This window comes from Winogradskyella costae (assembly GCF_013403865.1).
GTDB lineage: Bacteria > Bacteroidota > Bacteroidia > Flavobacteriales > Flavobacteriaceae > Winogradskyella > Winogradskyella costae.
This window is the reverse complement of sequence record NZ_JABFDK010000001.1, coordinates 481,767-497,487: the sequence shown is the minus strand read 5'-3', so window position 1 is coordinate 497,487 and position 15,721 is coordinate 481,767. Positions and strand designations below refer to the sequence as shown.

General features: G+C 30.6%; 15 protein-coding genes. All 15 read left to right on the top strand.

Annotation, left to right across the window (positions count from 1 at the left end; all coding sequences use genetic code 11):
- Positions 1-10: 10 nt before the first annotated feature.
- The 15 genes from gmd to HM986_RS02135 all read left to right on the top strand — a co-directional run bounded on the left by gmd (position 11) and on the right by HM986_RS02135 (position 15,708).
- Positions 11-1,126: a GDP-mannose 4,6-dehydratase gene (gene gmd, locus HM986_RS02205; RefSeq protein WP_179333447.1), complete on the top strand. Its 1,116-nt coding sequence runs from the start codon at positions 11-13 to the stop codon at positions 1,124-1,126.
- 1 nt (position 1,127) lies between these two features.
- Positions 1,128-2,054 (top strand): GDP-L-fucose synthase family protein, encoded by a 927-nt coding sequence (locus tag HM986_RS02200; RefSeq protein ID WP_179334367.1) that lies wholly within the window; start codon positions 1,128-1,130, stop codon positions 2,052-2,054.
- Positions 2,055-2,102: 48 nt separating this feature from the next.
- On the top strand, positions 2,103-3,563 hold the full coding sequence (locus HM986_RS02195; RefSeq protein ID WP_179333446.1) for a lipopolysaccharide biosynthesis protein: 1,461 nt from the start codon (positions 2,103-2,105) through the stop codon (positions 3,561-3,563).
- Between the two features lie 4 nt (positions 3,564-3,567).
- Complete coding sequence (locus tag HM986_RS02190; RefSeq protein ID WP_179333445.1) at positions 3,568-4,221, top strand: DUF1919 domain-containing protein; 654 nt, start codon at positions 3,568-3,570, stop codon at positions 4,219-4,221.
- Positions 4,222-5,370 (top strand): glycosyltransferase family 4 protein, encoded by a 1,149-nt coding sequence (locus HM986_RS02185; protein WP_179333444.1) that lies wholly within the window; start codon positions 4,222-4,224, stop codon positions 5,368-5,370.
- Positions 5,357-6,238, top strand: coding sequence for a glycosyltransferase family 2 protein (locus tag HM986_RS02180; protein ID WP_179333443.1), 882 nt, complete (start codon positions 5,357-5,359; stop codon positions 6,236-6,238). The genes HM986_RS02185 and HM986_RS02180 overlap by 14 nt, the downstream gene beginning before the upstream one ends.
- Positions 6,235-6,978, top strand: a complete 744-nt coding sequence (locus tag HM986_RS02175; RefSeq protein WP_179333442.1) for an acyltransferase — start codon at positions 6,235-6,237, stop codon at positions 6,976-6,978. The genes HM986_RS02180 and HM986_RS02175 overlap by 4 nt, the downstream gene beginning before the upstream one ends.
- Positions 6,979-6,987: 9 nt before the next feature.
- Positions 6,988-7,923, top strand: coding sequence for a hypothetical protein (locus HM986_RS02170; protein WP_179333441.1), 936 nt, complete (start codon positions 6,988-6,990; stop codon positions 7,921-7,923).
- Positions 7,924-7,935: 12 nt separating this feature from the next.
- The gene (locus HM986_RS02165; protein WP_179333440.1) at positions 7,936-8,883 is read left to right on the top strand and encodes a glycosyltransferase family 2 protein; all 948 of its coding nucleotides are present in this window, start codon (positions 7,936-7,938) and stop codon (positions 8,881-8,883) included.
- A gap of 118 nt (positions 8,884-9,001) precedes the next feature.
- A complete protein-coding gene (locus tag HM986_RS02160) occupies positions 9,002-10,150 on the top strand; it encodes a glycosyltransferase family 4 protein (RefSeq protein WP_179333439.1) in 1,149 nt (382 codons plus the stop codon).
- Entirely contained in the window at positions 10,147-11,175 is a 1,029-nt protein-coding gene (locus HM986_RS02155) for a glycosyltransferase family protein (protein WP_179333438.1), read from the top strand. Before HM986_RS02160 ends, HM986_RS02155 begins: the two co-directional genes overlap by 4 nt.
- 33 nt (positions 11,176-11,208) lie before the next feature.
- Positions 11,209-12,312, top strand: coding sequence for a glycosyltransferase family protein (locus HM986_RS02150; protein WP_179333437.1), 1,104 nt, complete (start codon positions 11,209-11,211; stop codon positions 12,310-12,312).
- A 1-nt stretch (position 12,313) separates the two neighbouring features.
- On the top strand, positions 12,314-13,582 hold the full coding sequence (locus HM986_RS02145) for a hypothetical protein (RefSeq protein WP_179333436.1): 1,269 nt from the start codon (positions 12,314-12,316) through the stop codon (positions 13,580-13,582).
- Complete coding sequence (locus HM986_RS02140; RefSeq protein WP_179333435.1) at positions 13,575-14,573, top strand: glycosyltransferase family 4 protein; 999 nt, start codon at positions 13,575-13,577, stop codon at positions 14,571-14,573. The genes HM986_RS02145 and HM986_RS02140 overlap by 8 nt, the downstream gene beginning before the upstream one ends.
- Complete coding sequence (locus HM986_RS02135; RefSeq protein ID WP_179333434.1) at positions 14,563-15,708, top strand: glycosyltransferase; 1,146 nt, start codon at positions 14,563-14,565, stop codon at positions 15,706-15,708. Before HM986_RS02140 ends, HM986_RS02135 begins: the two co-directional genes overlap by 11 nt.
- The last annotated feature ends 13 nt before the right edge of the window (positions 15,709-15,721 follow it).

Here is a 15,721-nt window from a genome sequence, read left to right as displayed (position 1 = left end):
TATAGCTTTTATGAGTAAAGTTGCCTTTATAACGGGTGTTACCGGACAAGATGGAGCCTATCTTAGTGAATTTTTATTAAAGAAAGGTTACGAAGTTCATGGTTTAAAGCGCCGTTCCTCATTATTTAACACCGACAGAATTGATCATTTGTATCAAGATCCGCATGTAGATCATCGTAATTTTTATCTGCATTATGGTGATATGACGGATAGTACCAATCTTATTCGGTTGATTAAAGAAATTCAACCCGATGAGATTTATAATTTAGCGGCTATGAGTCATGTCGCTGTATCGTTCGAAATTCCGGAATATACGGGTAACGCAGATGGTTTAGGAACGTTACGAATTTTAGATGCCGTACGATTATTAGGCCTAGAAAATAAAACGAGAATATACCAAGCGTCAACTTCTGAGTTATACGGAAAAGTACAAGAAGTACCGCAATCAGAAACGACTCCATTTTACCCGCGTTCACCTTATGCTGTAGCAAAAATGTATGCCTATTGGATAACGGTAAATTATCGCGAAGCCTACAATATGTATGCGTGTAATGGAATTTTGTTCAATCACGAATCACCAATTAGAGGGGAAACGTTTGTAACCCGAAAAATTACGAGAGCAGTATCGCGAATAGCTTTAGGTTTACAAGATAAATTTTACTTAGGAAACCTTGATGCCCAAAGGGATTGGGGACATGCCAAAGATTACGTTCGTATGATGTGGATGATTCTTCAAGCTGAAGAAGCAGAAGACTGGGTCATTGCAACAGGAAAAACCACACGAATCCGTGATTTTGTACATATGAGTTTTGCAGAAGTCGGCATTGAACTAGAATTTAAAGGTGAAGGTGAAAATGAAAAAGCATTTGTCACTAAATGTAATAATCCAAACTATCAAATTGAAATAGGTAAAGAAGTATTAGCTGTCGATTCACGTTACTTTAGACCGACGGAAGTCGAATTACTTATTGGTGATGCCTCTAAAGCTAAGAATAAATTAGGATGGGAGTGCCAATATGATCTAAATGATCTTGTTAAGGATATGATGCAGAGTGATATTAAACTCATGAAAGAACAGCAATACCTTGAAGATGGTGGCTATAAAACGTTGAATTATTTTGAGTAAGATAGCTAAAGATTCAAAAATCTACGTAGCCGGACATCGTGGTATGGTAGGCTCTGCTGTTTGGCGAGCATTAGAAGCAAAAGGTTATACAAACCTTATAGGGAAAACTAGTGCTGAACTCGATTTAAGAAATCAACAAGCCGTAGCTAATTTTTTTGAAAAAGAGCAACCAGACGTTGTTATAAATGCGGCAGCGAAAGTAGGTGGGATACTCGCTAATAACGAGAATCCGTATCCATTTTTAATGGAAAACTTACAGATACAGAATAATCTTATTGATACAGCTCATAAGACGGCAGTTTCAAAATTTGTGTTTTTAGGAAGTTCTTGTATTTACCCGAAATTCGCTCCACAACCTTTAAAAGAAGCGTATTTATTAACGGATAGCTTAGAGCCAACGAATGAATGGTATGCTATCGCAAAAATAGCAGGAGTAAAAGCCTGTGAAGCTATTAGAAAACAATACGGTAAAGATTTTGTGAGCTTAATGCCAACCAATTTGTATGGCCCTTTCGATAATTTCGATTTAAAAAGCTCGCATGTGTTACCGGCTATGTTACGTAAGTTTCATGAAGCTAAAGCAACCAATGCTTCAGTAACATTATGGGGAAGCGGGACACCAATGCGCGAGTTTTTACACGTAGATGATTTGGCACAAGCCGTAGTGTTTGCTGTAGAAAACGTGTTGCTAGAACACCTCTATAATGTAGGTACAGGTACCGATGTGACTATAAAAGAATTAGCAGAGACTATTCAATCTATTGTTGGTCATACTGGCGAGCTTGTTTGGGATAGTTCTAAGCCAGATGGTACACCTCGTAAATTGATGGATAGTTCTAAGTTAGAGATATTGGGTTGGAAATCTACTGTTGGTTTGAAAGAAGGGATTACTAATACTTATGAGTGGTATTTAGAAAACGTAGACTAAGCTATAATCTTTTTTAGATTTTAATCACATTAAATAAATCTATTTCTATTGAGTAAAAATCTAAAACAGTCCACAATTAACGCTGCTAGCTGGAATTTTTCTAACATGTTAGTGGGGCAAGTGAGAACCTTTATTGTATCTACAATATTGGCGCGACTATTAATGCCTGAAGACTTTGGCTTGCTAGGTATGGCTATGGTATTTGCGAGCCTTACCGATTCTTTTGTGGATTTTGGGTTTGGTAATGCGGTGATTCAAAAACAAAAAGTAAGTAAGCTACAACTATCTACAGTGTTTTGGATTAACATGCTAATGGCTTCATTTTTAGGATTAACGATGTATTTTAGTTCTCCTTTGGTAGCAGCATATTTTGAAATGCCAAAGCTAGAAGCTATAACACAATTAATGTCCTTAACCTTTTTAATTAAAGGACTTTCTACATTACAGAATGCACTTTATAAAAAAGACTTAGACTTTAAAACTCCTTTCAAAATTGGTCTGTTTTCTGGTATAGTTTCTGGTGTTTTAGGTATTGTTTTAGCGTATGCAGGTTATGGAGTTTACAGTTTAATCTATTCTCAAATAGCAGGTTGGGTTATGGGTACTGCTTTAATATGGTATTTTTCGACTTGGAAACCTAGTTTTATGTTTAGTTTAAAAGCTGTTAAGTCATTATGGAGTTTTGGCTATAAATATTCGTTGAGCATCTTTATAGATTCTATTTTTTCTAGGTTAGATACTTTAATTATAGGTAAACTATTTTCTGCGGCAACTTTAGGATTATTTTATAAGGCCCAGTCCTTAAATAAACTGGTAGTCCAATATGCTTTTTCGTCATTTTCTGGTGTCTTGTTTCCGTCTTTATCTAAGTTGGCTCACGATAAAGAAAAACTAAGAGAAGTGCTAGTTAGAATTTTACATTTGGTTTGTTTTACTACGTTTTTGTTTTCGGGTTTAATGTTTGTTAACGCAAAATCTGTAATTGTAATTTTGCTTACAGAAAAGTGGTTAGGAAGTGTGCCAATATTTAAAATTTTAGCTTTATTTTCATTTATTTACACTATACCAACAATTTTAAATTCTCCCATTTTAAGTATAGGTGAGTCTGGTGCTATATTAAAAGTGGAAATATATAAAAAGAGCTTATATTTATTAGCTATTCCTGTTGCAATATATTATGGATTGTATGCTTATATTTTAGCGACCGTTTTAGCAGCTATTATTGGTATTATTTTAAATCTAGGATTAGTACAAAAGTTTTTTAATTATAGAATAAAAGAGTTTTTAAAACTCTTTTTAAATTATGTAATAATTTTTATATTTCTTATAGGTATTGATTACCTTTTTGGTGATTTTGAGATGAATCATTTTTTATCTATTATATTAAAGACATCAATTTATGTAACTTTTTATATGCTATTAAATGCCTTTGTTTTTAAATCCAAAGGGTTTAATGAATTTAAAAATATTGCTCAAGGCTTATTAATTAAATTAAAAATTATAAAATAAACCAATGGGATTAGTTTCTAAAGTCGCTTTTAAATTAAGATATATATATAATCATTTGGTCAACCGTATTTATTCTAAGTATGCTACATATAAATTAAAAAAATCAGAGTTTACTATTATTTGTAATAATTGCTTCGGTGGGCATTTGTATGAAGCGACTAATAGACCTTATAATACCCCAACAGTGGGATTGTATTTTTTTGCTGAGGATTATATGAAATTTATTGAAAACTTAGATTTGTATCTTAAAGAAGATTTAAAATTTATATCTAAAAGTCGTTTTGAAGAATGTCATACAGAGCATGAGGCCAATAGATATCCTATAGGAATTTTATCTAATAATCTTGAAATTCATTTTTTACATTATAAGACAGAAGAAGAGGCTAAGAGTAAATGGAATAGACGTAAAGAACGTGTCAATTTAAAGAATTTATTAATTATTATGAATGATCAAAATCGATTCTCTAATGACTTAATGTCTAGATTTGATGCGATTAAATATCCTAAAGTATTTTTGTCTTCTAAAGAAAGACAAGGTAATAATGTAAAGGTTATCTCATATTATAAAGGAAAAGATTGTGTTGGTGACATGTATAATGATAAAATAAAATGTTTTAAGGATTTTGACTTGGTGTCTTGGATAATAAATCAAAAATAAATGAAAACTTTAGTTTATATATTACCCGATAAAGATGCAGGTGTTGCATCAGTGGTAAGAAATCTTGTGAGGTTTAAAACAAGTCGGTTTAGAACTAAGGTGTTGTTACTTCATAATTTGCTCGATGATGCTAATAGACGCGTTAAAGATGATTTTAATGCCGATAAAATTGTAAGAATTACTTATAATGGTAAATGGTCCTCTAAATATTCAGTGTATAAAAAAATTAGACATGAATTAGATAAAGATACAGTTATGGTGTCAAATGACGGGGCGATAGAATTAGATACTTTAGATTATATGAAATTTACTATCCCTGTTGCTTATATTATGCATGGTGATTTTAAGCATTATTTTAATGTTTTAAAAGTAAAACAAAATAAGATTGGACGAGTTATAACGGTTAGTGATTTTTTAAAAACTAAAATAGAAGAAAAGTTTAAAGAGGATTTTAGTACACCTGTAGAGAGTATTAAGTTTCCTGTACCTTCAGCAAAAGTTTTTACAAGAACACCTGCTGCTTCAATTCGGTTAGTGTTTGTAGGTTCTTTATGTGATAGAAAAGGAGTATTGTATTTAGCAAGAATAACATCTGTTTTGGATAAAGTTTCTATAGATTATAAAATGACTATAATCGGAGATGGTGATAAAGAAGCGGAGCTTAAAAAACTATGGAAAAAGAATAGTCGCGTGACTTTTCTAGGGAAATTAGACAATAGTGAGGTATTTGATTTATATGCTGAACAAGATATAATTTTGCTGCCCTCAAAAGGAGAAGGCTTACCTGTGGTTATTGTTGAAGCTATGAAATATGGGGTAGTACCTATTACAACAAATTTGGAAAGTGGTATTCCAGAATTAATAGATGGTGAAATTAATGGTTTTACGGTTCCTATAGGAGAGGTGGAAACTTACGCTAAATATATTGAGCAATTACACTTGGATAGGTCACTATTGAATAAAATGAGTGAACTTTGTGTTCTTAAAGCAGAACAAATGTTTAATCCATTAACACAAACAAAGCATTATGAAGGTGCATTCAATAGTACAATGCCGAAAAAATATCAAGTTAAAAAAAGTATCCTAAATTATTTACCTATGACCGTTGCACATAGGTTTAAATTATATTTAAAAAATGATAAACACTAATTCACCTTTGGTTTCGGTATTAATGACCGTTTATAACCGTGAAGAATATATAGCAGAAGCTATTGAGTCAGTTATAAATTCAACTTATAAAGATTGGGAATTAATTATTGTAGATGATAGGTCTACTGATAATTCTTTGGAGATAGCAAAAAAATACGAAGCCACTGATGTAAGAATAAAAGTTTATATTAATGAAACTAATTTGGGTGATTATCCAAATAGAAATAAGGCAGCGACTTATGCTAAAGGGGAATATTTAAAATATGTAGATGCAGATGATATGATTTATCCGTATGGCTTAGAGTTATTGGTGTATTACATGTTGCATTTTCCAAATGCGGACTATGGTTTATGTTCTATTGAACAAGATTATGAACATAAGTTCCCTATAGAATTAAATCCATACGAAACGTATAACAGGCATTATATACAGAAAAAGCATATTTTTCATAAAGCTCCATTATCTTCAATTATTAAAAGAAAAATTTTTAATGAAGTTGGTGGTTTCAGTAATGTGAGACATTATGGTGATTTTGATTTATGGCATAGATTGGCACAAAAATACAGTGTATTATTAATGCCGCATGGTATTGTTTGGTATAGGGTTTCTAATGGACAAGAAGGAGCAATAAGGAAGAAAAACCCAATGAATATCGCAAAAACAATACATGCAGCTCATATGCATTGTGTGTCCGATGATTCTCCATTAAGTAAACTAGAAAAAGAAGCATTAGATAAAGTATTTTTAAAACAAAAGTCAGACGCAATACTTTCTGGTTTTAAAAGGTTTGGTTGGAGTAAAGGCGTTGAGATGAAACGTTTTTTAAAATTAAGTTATGTTGAAATTATAAAATTTAGAATAAATTGATAGTTGTTAAATACTTAAAGTTTAAAATTAATAGGATATTTAGATATCTTTATTGGTTGTACAGGCTTACTAAAATAGATTTCGGTAAAAATGTTTTACTTCATTTTCCAATAAAATGTGAAGGTAAAGGGGGGATAAGTATTGGTAGTGATTCTGAAATTTATGGACCTTTGCAACTGAAAGTGCAAAATGGTTCTGTTTTAAAAATTGGAAAAGGAGTTCAGATTCATAAAAATGTACAAATTAGTGTTTCAAATAATAGTACGTTTGTAATAGAAGATTATTCAAGAATAGAATCCAATTCTCGAATATTTATAAATAAAGATAGTAAGATCGGAAAAGATTCATTTATAGCTTCTGATGTTTCTATATTTTCAAGGGAAGGGCTTAAAGCAGCAATATTTATAGGTGAAGGCTGTGGTGTTGGTAATGGTACAATTTTAGATGTAAGCGCTGATATTGAGATAGGCGATAAAGTAGCCATAGGGCCCAATTGTACCATTTACACACATGACCATGATTATACCGACATAAACGTGCCAGCTTGGAAAGGGGAGTTATTAAAAGGAGAGGTGGTAATTGGTTCAAACTCATGGATTGGATCGAGTGTAACAATTTTGCATTCTGTTAGAATAGGTGAAGGGTCAATAGTTGGTTCTGGTAGTATGGTAAATAAGTCCATTCCAGAAATGGAATTATGGGCAGGTACACCTGCTAAAAAATTAAAATCAAGGGTATAAAGTTTTTTTATGAAGAATTTAGTTATTACAGGAGGTAATTCTGGTTATTTCGAATATCTAGTTCCTTTTATTACTAGTATTAGAGAAAATGATAAATTAGACAACACTGTTATAGTAGTTTGTGATAATACAATAAAAGGGAAATGGAATAAACCAGGCTCTTTCAAGAAAGGTGGTAGTTTTTCTTTAGAACAATTAGAGTTTTTTGATAAAAATAAGGTTGAAGTTGTTGTTTTTTCTAAACTATTAAAAGAAAATAATTTTAGTACTGAAATTTTTGATAATATTAAGACAGGGCATTGGGCTTATCCTGCTAAATATATTTATTGCTACCTCATTGCTAAAAACTACAGAGATAGAGTAGAAAAGGTCGCTTTTTTTGATGCCGATATTTACATACAAAAAGATATTAGCAAAATTTTTGGTTTAATTAATGGTGATCAAATTTATCTAAATCATGAATTTAGTAAAATAGGTGATTCAAGTTATATGACGGATTGGATCAAGTTTTCAAAAGAGCATTTAATGATTAAATCTTTAGATATAATAAATATTCAAGATGAATTTAATATTTGTACAGGTTTTTTTGCTGGTAAAATAGATGTTTTTCTGAGAGATATTAATTTTGCTGTAGTGATATCATCAAATCCTATTTTAGCTTTTCATAGTGATCAACCTTTAATGAATATTTTAGTGTATGTTTATAATTTTCCATACATAGAACTTGGAGAGGAATTAGTACATATGGCGCACATAGAAAGAAAGGACACGCGTTTTGAGAATAATACATTTATAGTTAAGGAAAAGATTCCAACAGCGATTCACTATCATGGGCCACTAAGGGAATGGGTTAAATCTATAATAGTTGAAGATTATGATGCCGATAATAATCAGCCTTCTTTGCTAGAGAAAATAAAATTTAGAATTAAAAAGAGTTTACCTTAATTAAATCTAATTGTGAGTTTAGTTTCCGTTATTATTCCTTGTTATAATGCCATGCCTTATCTAAAGGATACTTTAAATAGTATTTTGGAGCAAAGTTATAAGGCTATTGAGATAATTGTTATTGATGATGGTTCTTCAGATGGTTCATTTGAATATATAGAATCACTTAATATGCCAAATTTAATTTATGCAAAAAATATAAGAAAAGGGGCTTGCTCAGCTCGTAATTACGGTTTTGAACTATCAACAGGTAAGTATATTCAGTATTTAGATGCTGATGATGTTTTAAGTCCAACAAAAATTGAAACTCAATTAAAATTAGCAGAAGTTTATGGTACCGAAACAGTATATTCTTGTAGTTGGGTGCATTTTGAAAATGAAATAATAGATTTAGAAATAATACGGCAAGCCATTGATAAAGATTATAAAAAACCTTACCAATGGTTAAATGATTCTTGGCTAGGTAAAGGTATGGGACAAACGTCTATTTGGTTAACACATCGGTCTATCATTGAGAAATCTGGTAAATGGGACGAAAGCCTTAAAATTAATCAAGATGGCGAGTTTTTTAGCCGTGTTTTGTTAGTAGCAAAGCAAATAAAATTTAGTGATAAAGCATTAGTGTATTACAGAAAAGGAAACTGTAGTTCTATTTCTCAATCCAATAAATTTACAGAACAGAAAGCGACTTCTTTATTAAAGTCTTATAGTTTATACAAATCATCGGCTATAATACATAATAAATTGGAAGAGCTAAAAGAGGGGTTAGGACAAATTTTTCTAGAATTTATATATCAATATCACAGTTATTTTCCGGAATTAGTAGAAAAAGCAAAACAAGAGTTTTTTGCATTAGGCTATAATAAAATGTGGCCTGTAGGTGGTAATAAATTCAAGAAATTAGCATCTATAATAGGTTTTAAAAACACACTGAAGGCTAAGAAAATATTTAGGTTTTAAAAGTTTGGTTTCTTATATACATTATATTTGTTTCATTATTTAATGGTGTATATCAGGTTCTATTAAACGCCTAGAACAACCTATCATTAAAATCGAAAAAAAATACAGTATCTAACTAATGAGTAAAACTAAAATAGCAATAATACAAACGCATCCAATTCAGCATTTTTGCCCGCAATTTGCTAGTTATAGTAAACTTGACAATGTAGATTTAGATGTGATTTTTGAAACTAACAAAGGTTTAGAATCTTATTTCGATGAACAATTTAATAGGGAGATAAAGTGGGATAATATTGATTTAGATAGCTTTAAATACCAGTTTTTAAAAGGAAATAGTATAGAAAGTGTTTTAGATAGCCTAGATCCAGATATAATTATAGTGTATGGTTATTCGCAGTTGGTTCAGAAAAACGCTTATAATTGGGCTCTAAAGTTTGGTAAAAAAATATTCTATGTATCGGACTCTACAAGTCATAGAAAGCAAAACCCAGTAATTTATAAAGTTAAAAAAACAAAATTTAAGCCTTACTTTAAAGCCATAGATATATGTTTAAGTGTCGGAGACTCTAATGAGTCTGTATATAGAGGTTATGGTGTTCCTGATTATAAAATGGTAAGAACATTTTTTCCTATAGATACCGTTATTGCAGATGAAAAATATAGTAAAAAAGCAGAATTAAATGCATTAATTAGAGCTAAATATAATATATCTAAAGACACTTTGGTCATTTCGACTATAGGTAAAATAGAAATTTTTAAGAGACAAGAAGATCTTATTGCTTTATTATCAGATTTGGAAAGTATTGGAATAAAAGCACATGCATTTATTTGTGGAAGTGGTAAAGCATTAGAGTTTTTACAACAAGAAGCGAAAAAATTAAAATCGAATACGGTTACATTTACAGGTTTTGTAAAACCAATAGAGTTGTTAGATATACTTTGTGCTAGTGATTTATATGTTCATCCTTCATCTAGAGAAGCTCATAGTTTGTCTATTACAGAGGCTATTTATTTTGGTTGTCCGGTAATTCTTTCAGATGCTTGCGGAAGTTACGGACCAACAGATGATATTAGGCCAGGTAAAAATGGATTTGTATATCCTGTAGGAGATATAATAGCACTGACAACTAGAGTGAAACAGTTATTTGAAAACCCAAAGTTGATGAGTGAATTCTCTAAAGCATCGGTTGAGATTGGGAGATATACTCAGAAATTAGCACATGGAGAAGCATTACAATCAGCAATTAATTTAGTAAAAGGTAGATGAAGATATTAGTTGTAGGTTCAAAAAAAGACTGGGCTTTTGAAAATCACTATTTAAAACACCTGAAGCCCCTGTGTAGTAAAGTAGAGACTTTTGCTGCACATGATATGTTTTATGATTATTATTATAAATCTATAGTAAATAAACTATTATTTAGATCGAGATTTTCATCAATATACAAAACCATTAACAAAAACCTTTTAAGTCATTTAGACGAAAATAAATATGATGTGGTTTGGGTGTTTAAAGGCATGGAGATATTTCCGGAAACTTTAGTGAAGATGAAAAAACGAGGTATTAAGTTGGTTAATTTAAATCCAGACCACCCGTTTGTACATACCTTCAGAGGGTCGGGCAATAAAAATGTACTGAATAGTATTCCACATTTTGATTTACACTTATGTTACAATCTTAATGTGAAAAAGAAAATTGAAGATACTTTTGGAGTTTGGTGTGAGTGGCTACCTTTTGGTTTTGAACGTCGTGATTATGACAGTTTTCCAACGGAAGACACAGAATTAAAAAGATGCTGCTTTATTGGGAATCCAGATGCTTTTAGAGCTCAGGTATTACTAAAAATAGCAGAAAGTGGGTTGCCTTTAGATTTATATGGAAATAATTGGAACCAATGGGTTAGGCCAAAGGAGGGTTTAGATATCAATTATAATGAACCCGTTTATAAGTCAGATTTTGATAAAGTTGCACTAAAATATAGATTACACCTTAATATTTTTAGACCACATAACGATAATTCTCATAATATGAGGACTTTTGAGATGCCAGGTATAGGTTGTATAATTCTTGCTCCCAATAGCGAAGAGCATCAATTATTATTTAAGGAAGATAAAGAGGTGTTTTATTATTCTACTGATGAGGAAATGCTAAGTAAAGCATCAAAAATTTTAGCATTAGATTACTCTGATGCACTAGAAATAAGAAATCGTTGTAGAGAAGTTTCTAAAGAAAGAGGTTATGATTACGAATCTAGAGCTAAAGAAGCGTTATTATACTTTACAAAGTTATTGTAATAGTAAAGCTGATAGATTTAAAATCTAAATAGTATGAGTTCAAAAATAGTTGTTTTTCATTATTATCCGATTGAGGGGTATCCTCCCGTTCAAAATTTATTAAATTTAAAAAGATTTCAGGAGAAGGTTTCATTAACTTGCATGACAACTAAAGGAAATCATAATTATAATTACAAGAATCCATATATTAAAATTATTTATTTAGGGAATTCGGATGCTACAGGTAAATTTAAAAGTTTAAAAAGATATTTTTCCTATCTATTATTTAATATTGTTGGATTTATTTCTTTATTATACAAAAGGCCATCTAGTATTATATATTATGAGACCATTTCTGCGTTTCCGGCATTATTATACAAATACATTTTTCCAAGTACTCAATTGTATGTTTTATATCACGAGTATACTTCAAAAGAAGAGTATTTAAAAGGGCCAAGTTTGGTTAGAATGATTCATAAATTAGAGATTAAGTCTTATGAGAAAGTGAATTGGATATCACATACTAACACTGATAGACGTAAACTGTTCTCTAAAGACTATGATATTTCTATAGATAAAATAAGTTGCTTACCAAACTACCCTCCATCATCATGGTTGTCTAGTACAAAGAACTTAATTAAAACAAAAAATAAATGTAAATTCGTTTATGTCGGATATACGATAGATAATTATTCTATGTATATTGATGAAATGGTAAATGTGATTAGCGGAAATTCTGATTTTAGCTTGGATTTTTATTTGTTAAAAACGCCAAGTAATATTGTCAAGGAAATACACGCAAAGGGGTTAAGTAATCGTATTCAATTTAAATCAGGCCTTGCATATAATGATTTGCCGTTAATACTTGGTCATTATGATGTTGGAATAATTTTATATAGAGGTTTAACAAAAAATTACATCTACAATGCTCCAAATAAATTATTTGAGTACTTGGCTTGTGGGCTGAGTGTTTGGTATCCAAAAGTGATGTTAGGCATAACTCCCTACAAATCTACCAGAATTAGAGAGGTCGATTTTGATAGTTCAGATATTTTAAGACTTAATGTATCTGACTATTGCGAAGGTGATACTATTAATTATGATAACTTTACAGCGGAAAAGGCTTTTAAGGATTTAATGGATAGATTGATAGGTTAAGATGGTAATTTGGTCGTATGTTGGTGTTATTGTAGTGCTTTGGGTGTTGTATAGGTTCCTAAAGAGACTTGGTGTAGGTATACCAATCTTAGAGTTATTATTATTAATATCAGGTCTCCAGTGGGTTGTGGGGGCTTTTATAGAATATAGGACGTCATTTGAACATTATAAATATTACATGTATGTAGATGAAACAACTTACATGTCCTACGTGGTTCCTGCATATATTTTTTTCGTAGTTACATTACTTGTTATCAGTAAAAAAACGAAAGATGTTTCTCTAAATCTTAGTGAGCTCAGTAAATATTCCTTATTTGGAATTTACCTACTTATACTTGGTTTTTCATTTGATTTAATTAGTAATGTTGTTCCTAATAGTTTGAAATTTATAGTTTATTTAATTTCTGGATTTAAGTATGTCGGAGTTACAATATTATTTTTTTCTAAAAAGAAAAGACACGTTAGGTTATTCTACATAGGTCTTTTATTACTTCTAGTAAAATCTCTTGTTAGTGCTATGTTTCATGAGTTAATTTTGTGGGGTACTTTTTTTTATATGTTTTGGGCATTAAAAAACAAAACAACATTTAGAATTAATATAACTGTAATTATAATTGGTTTTATGCTTAGTACAGTAATTCAGGCTGTAAAGATGGATTACAGAACATTAATATGGAATGGATATCAAGGGAATTATGCAAGCCTCTTTTTAGATGTATTGAATAAGAGATTATCTGGGGGGTTGTCTGAAAATTCAGAGGAGCAAGAGGAGTTAAATGTTCGTTTAAATCAAGGTTGGATAATAAGTGCAATTATGGAATATACTCCAAGAGTGCAACCTTTTGCAGAAGGAGAGACAGTTAATGAAGCAGTGTTTGCTAGTATATTACCTCGTTTTTTAAGTCCGAATAAGAAAATAGCTGGAGGTGTAGATAATTTTGAGAAATATACAGGCTTAGAACTTGAAGAAAATACCTCTATGGGAATGAGTCTCGTTGGTGAAGGCTATGCTAATTATGGCCCTTTTGGAGGTGGTATTTTTATGGGTGTTTGGGGAATTTTAATAGCTTGTTTTTGGAATTTTATATTTAAAAGAATTAATAAAAATCAAATAATATTGTTTTTTCTACCTTTATTATTTTTACAAGTTGTTAAAGCAGAAACTGAGTTGGTAGTAGTACTGAATCATATTATTAAAGCTACAGTTTTAGTTTTTGGTTTTTTGTGGTTTACTAATACAGTATTACGAATAAAGTTTAAAGATGAATAAAATAATAACTTACATTAAACGTAAACCTCAAAAGCAGTACCACAGTATAGAAACTTTGTTCTCTAATATAAAAGTAGAAGTTTCTAAACTTTATAGAACAGAGTTAGTTTGTACTAAATCTTCAGGTGGTTCTCCTTTAATCCTGCTTAAAAATTTGTTAGCATTTAAAAGAGATAAAAACAATATTTATCATATCACTGGTGATATACACTATATGGCCTTCGTAACTGGTAAGCGCACTATATTAACGATACACGATATAGGGTCTGCTCTTCAGGGGACTTTATTTAAAAGGTTATATATTAAATTATTTTGGTTTTGGTTTCCTGCTATTTTTGTTAAAAGAATAACAGTTATCTCTGAATTCACTAAAAAGGAATTAGAGCAAATTATTCCATTTGCAAAAGAAAAAATTAAAGTAATTTATAATCCTGTAGGGAAAGATTACATTAAAAATGTGTATAAATTCAATACCATAAAACCTACAATTCTATGTTTAGGTACAAAATCAAATAAGAATCTTGAACGCGTTTTCGTAGCTGTTACTAATTTGAACTGTCAACTTCACATTATAGGTGTATTGCAGCCTCAGCAAATAGTGAAATTAGAGAAATTAAAAATTCAATATAGAAACAGCGTGAACCTACCTTTAAATGGAATCGTTGAAGCCTATAAAAACTGTGATATGCTTTGTTTTCCATCTACATACGAAGGCTTCGGAATGCCTATAATCGAGGCTCAATCTATAGGAAGGCCAGTTTTAACATCAAATATTGGTGCAATGGCTGAAGTTTCGAATGATTCTGCATGTTTAGTGAATCCATATGACAGTTTAGAAATTAAAAAAGGAATAAATCAGATAATATTAGATAAAGAATATAGAGATAATTTAATTGAAAAAGGATTTGAAAACATTAAAAGGTTTCAATTAAATAGAATAGTTAAGCAGTACAATGATTTATATAAAGAATTAAGTGTTAATGTCCAATAAAAAAAAAATATTAATTACCATAGATTGGTTTTTACCAGGTACACTTTCTGGCGGACCTGTGCGTTCTTATGCAAACTTAATTGAATATTTAAAAGAGGATTTTGAGTTTTACATTATTACGCGTAATACCGATTACGGTTCTACAGAAGCTTATAAAGACATTACCCCAAATACGTGGGTGTTCTTTAATGAAAGTACTAAAATATATTACATCTCAGAACCAAGATTAAATAGAGCACATTTAAAGACTATTATTAGTCATCTGGAGTTTGATATCGCTTTTATTAATGGCATTTACAGTTGGTATTTTTCTATTCTCCCTATTTTTATTTTAAATAAAGAGCACAAACCTATTATTATATCTGCCAGAGGGATGCTTAATTCACAGGCTTTTTCTGTAAAAAGGAAGAAGAAAAAAATATATTTAGCAATAGCGAGGTTATTAGGAATTTATAAGGGAGTGAAATTTCATGCAACGAATTTAGATGAAGCAAAATGTATAAAAGCAGAGATTGGCTTAAATGCATCGGTGCAGGTTGCTCCAAATTTACCTAGAAAATTAAGCAACCAACATACTGATAAAAAAAATAAAAGTAATCCCACACGTTTTGTTAATATTGCCAGAATCGCTGTAGAAAAAGGAACGCTAACTCTACTTAGTGCTTTAAAAGATATAAAGGAACCTATGGAACTAGATCTTTATGGACCAATATATGATTCAGTGTATTGGGATAATTGTAAAACTGTAATTTCTGAATTACCAAATTATATTAAAGTTACATATAAAGGAGTATTAGAAAGCGAAGAGGTGCCTTTAACATTAACTGAATATGATTTTTTTGCTTTATTATCTGAAGGTGAAAATTTTGGGCATGCCATTTTGGAAGCCTTTTCCGCAGGGTTACCGGTTCTGATTTCTAATAAAACGCCGTGGAAAAATTTAGAAAATCAACATTTGGGTTGGGATATAAACTTAAAAAATAGAACTGAAATTTTAAATGCGCTTAATGTAGCTATTAGTATGAAAAGCGAAGATTATTTTAAATGGTCAGAGTCAGCCTATCAACATGCTAAAACATTTATAGAAAATCCAGAACTTATAGAACAGAATAAAACCTTATTTTTGAACACGTAAAAAATTAATTAGT